Here is a 3,450-nt window from a genome sequence, read left to right as displayed (position 1 = left end):
CCCTCGAACGCCTCTCCACCGACCGGTATCTCGGCTTGCTGTTGACCCCTGGCCGCGCGGGCGCATTCTCCCCCGGTGTCACCTCCGATACCGCGTTGACCTTCGGCCGCTCCATTCTCGAACGCTTCGCTGTCGATTGGGGCCGCGCGGGGATCGATGCCGCTCGTCTCGATGAACTCGTGGAGCACATGCTGCGGATCGTGCAGTCCTTCGTCATCGACCCCGGTCGGCCGCCGCGGCAAGGTTCGCAACTGCGCGCCTACCTCACAACCTGGGTCGCCCCCGCACTCCGCGCCCTCCGACGCTGAGCCCACAACGAACGGCAAGTTTCCTCCGCCCGCTGTATCGGCCGCGCCATGACGTCAGCCGGTCGTCTCGCCACAAGCGCACGACCCGTCGCACCGCCACCCGCGCATAGCGGACGTCGCTCAGGGAGTGGCGACCTCAGTGCCCATTGTTTCCAGGTTGCGGTGGTGTCCCACCACTCGTGCCGGCCGCCGATTAGACCCACTTATCAGTGGTTGGAAATCGGCTACTGGACACAGCGATCGACCACCTCGAAAAATGTGCCGAACGGGCGCGTATCACGTCCGAGTGCCGCAGGAACTGACCCGCGCGCACCGGCCACCTTTCACGGGTGGCGAGGTCGGGCAGCTGACACGCGCAGCTTCTACCGTCGCGAGCAATGCGCTCGGCCATCTGGCGCCCTCACGCGCGGTTGTCGCCGAATCGTCAGCCGAGATATGGCGCGCTTCGCCCCGCGAGATAATGGGTCAGCCTGAGCCGCTGCGTGTGGTGCATATCGAGGCTGTCCAGTTCGGAGGGGGCGACGAACCGCAGCTCTGTGGACTCATCGGAGATCGCAAGGTCACCGCCGATGATACGAGCCAGGAAGCACACGTTGAACTGGCGCCGGACCTCACCGTCGCTGTAGACGATCACGTGACGCGGATCGGTGTAAGTACCGACGAGACCGGTGATTTCGATGTCGAGTCCGGTTTCTTCCTTGACCTCTCGGACCGCGCAGCCGGGCAGACTGTCGGTCATCTCCATGCCGCCACCGGGCAACGCCCACAGACCGCTGTCGGTGCGGCGTTGCAGCAGGACGCGGCCGACGTCGTCGCACACCACTGCGGACGCCGCGACCACAAGGCTGTTCGGCTCCGGTGCGGCTGGGTCGTCATAGTATTCGGTACGCGCCATCGGCTCAGTCTTTCACCGGTCGGCCGGTTTGCCAGACCGCGTTGAAACTGTCGGTGTAGGTGTCGAACAGGCCACCGTCGACGGTACGGCGCAGATGCCAGACGGGTGCACCGTATGCGTTCACGCCCCACACGTGGGCATTGACATACATTTCGTCATCGGCGCGGAAGATGCTGTTGTAGAGGGTCGTTGCGTGGGTCCGCAGCTCGATGCCTGGCGTTGCTTCCAACGCCCGGTAATGCATCAAGGCCAGACGACAGCGCGATTCGATGCCGTGCCCGAATCTCTCTTCCATGCCACGTTGTTGGACGTTGACGCTGTCGGCGTCACCTACCGCAATCCGTATCGCGCAACCCGCTTCGGCGCGCTCGGTCAACAGATCGTTGAGCCGCGGATACGCCTCATGGAGGAAGACCGTCGCATAGACCAGGATGTCGATGTGGTCTCGCGCCGGCGCGAGCAGGTTGACGAACATCGACGCCGACACATCTGCTCTCCGGTCGTAGAGGGCAACGAGTTCGGTGCTCACAGCACGCGCCGTGCGGGCCTGCCGTAGGGCGGGCCACAGGGCGTGGACGTCCTCTCCCAAACACTCGGCGGCCTGGATTGCGTTGCGCAGCCTGGGGACTCGACCGAGGTTGACCCAGCGTTCAACCGATTTCGGATCCACACTCGTCGCCTCAGCCAGCCTCGCGTGTGTCCATCCGCGCGCGGCTATCGCGGCGCACAACCGTTCATTCGACATAGGGACGTTGCACACCCAATAAGACGTCCCGAAGTGGGAAACGCAGGAGGTTCCGTCGTCCCGCCGATCAGCGGACGCTGAATTCAGCCGCGCCGCCGGGCGACCGTCATCGCCCGGCGGCGGAGGCACACCAACCCTTGAGAGAGAGGGCCGCCATGTGGGGGCAGGCCCGCGCCGCCGCTTGTTGGATTCGAGTGGGTTGTTCGTTGATCTCATGTGCGATGACGCCGACGGCATCTGCATCACCCGGGCCGTTCCGAGAAGGTCGCCATACACCGTGCTCCCTCAATCCGAGGAATGGGCATCGGAGAGGTCCGCGCTGCGGTGTCAACTCGCCTCGATCCAGTGGTCCGTTCCTTCCTCCGGAGAAGGCGAGCCGCGTCGAGCTCAGCGCGCGGTCAGTCCCTGGAAAAGCCGCGAAGCCACGTCCGACCGACCACATCGACCACCTCTCCGGTGACCCGATTGAGCGGCACTACGAGACACTGGACAGTCGTTCAGATTTAAAAACGTGGGGTTTCTGTGGGATTTGGCCAAACCACGTCAAATCTCGGGGTACAAGAAAACCCCCTCCGAACCAGGTCAGAGAGGGTTTTCACTGTCGGGCTGACAGGATTTGAACCTGCGACCACCTGACCCCCAGGACTGGCCACCTGCCATAGCTGCACGTTGCGCACGGCTATCACGTGACTTACAAAGCGGCTATCGGCACTACAGGAATGACGTTTGGTCCCAACATGGTCCCAACAGAGATTGACGCCTGCTGGTCGAAGTTGAGGCTTACGGGCCGCGACAATGGCCGGGCTACTTTTCCGGAATCCCTATGTCCGCCCGTGCCGCCAGGATGACTGCCGTGTCAGGGGTACTGAGATCCAGCAGCATCGCCTTCAGCTGTTTCATCTGACCCAACGCGTCGACGTCACTCTGCCTGTTCAATCCCTCCAGCAACGTAAGCATCTTGTTCAAGGCTGCCGCATGCGCCTGCGTCATCTCGAAGAACTTGCCCTTCATGCTCTGCGAACCAAGCAAATGCACTCTTGACAGTAGGGCACTGAGATCACTTTGCGCCTTGACGAACAGCTCGCACCACGCCAACACAGTTGGAGCGTCCAAGGCTCCCGACGTAGCCGGCAACAGATTCATCTCAACAGAAATTTGGGTCCGAACTGCCGAGGAGGCCTGAAGTTTCTCAAGCACCTCCGCGTAGAGCTTTGTCCGCTCATCACGCACGAACTTGGTGGTTTCCGTGTCCGCCTGTGCCGCCGCCTGCATCCGAGTCGTATCAGCTTGAGCCGTCGCCTGCATGTGCGCCGCGAACAAAGTAGCCGTCCCACCGACCGCCGCACCAAGTAGTGCTGCGATCGCAGCGATTGCGGCAACCATGAGCAGCGTAGCCTTCTCGCTGCGATGTAGATCGGGAGCAACGGGCGCGCTGTCGTCTGCTGACGTAGGGGATGGCGGCTCCGGGGTCGGATCGGGCGGCAGCGACGGGCTGGGAGTCG

The 3,450-nt window shown here is 63.0% G+C and carries 3 protein-coding genes and 1 pseudogene; 1 reads left to right on the top strand and 3 read right to left on the bottom strand.

The window, feature by feature from the left end:
• Positions 1–308: pseudogene (locus ACFWF3_RS28945) on the top strand (TetR family transcriptional regulator); the annotation flags it as partial.
• A gap of 424 nt (positions 309–732) precedes the next feature.
• On the opposite strand, the gene ACFWF3_RS28940 reads toward ACFWF3_RS28945, so the two are convergent.
• From ACFWF3_RS28940 to ACFWF3_RS28930, 3 genes are all read right to left on the bottom strand, one after another.
• On the bottom strand, positions 733–1,203 hold the full coding sequence (locus tag ACFWF3_RS28940) for an NUDIX hydrolase (protein WP_379316710.1): 471 nt from the start codon (positions 1,201–1,203) through the stop codon (positions 733–735).
• A 4-nt stretch (positions 1,204–1,207) separates the two neighbouring features.
• Positions 1,208–1,873 carry an XRE family transcriptional regulator gene (locus tag ACFWF3_RS28935; RefSeq protein WP_379316708.1) on the bottom strand — a complete coding sequence of 222 codons (666 nt, stop codon included), beginning with the start codon at positions 1,871–1,873 and terminating at the stop codon, positions 1,208–1,210.
• 879 nt (positions 1,874–2,752) lie between these two features.
• The coding region (locus tag ACFWF3_RS28930; RefSeq protein WP_379316706.1) for a hypothetical protein at positions 2,753–3,450 on the bottom strand (698 nt) is incomplete at its 5' end.

It is taken from the genome of Nocardia sp. NPDC060220 (assembly GCF_042727815.1).
Classification (GTDB): domain Bacteria; phylum Actinomycetota; class Actinomycetes; order Mycobacteriales; family Mycobacteriaceae; genus Nocardia.
The sequence above is the reverse complement of the archived record's forward strand: the minus strand, read 5'-3'. Positions and strand labels throughout refer to the sequence as shown.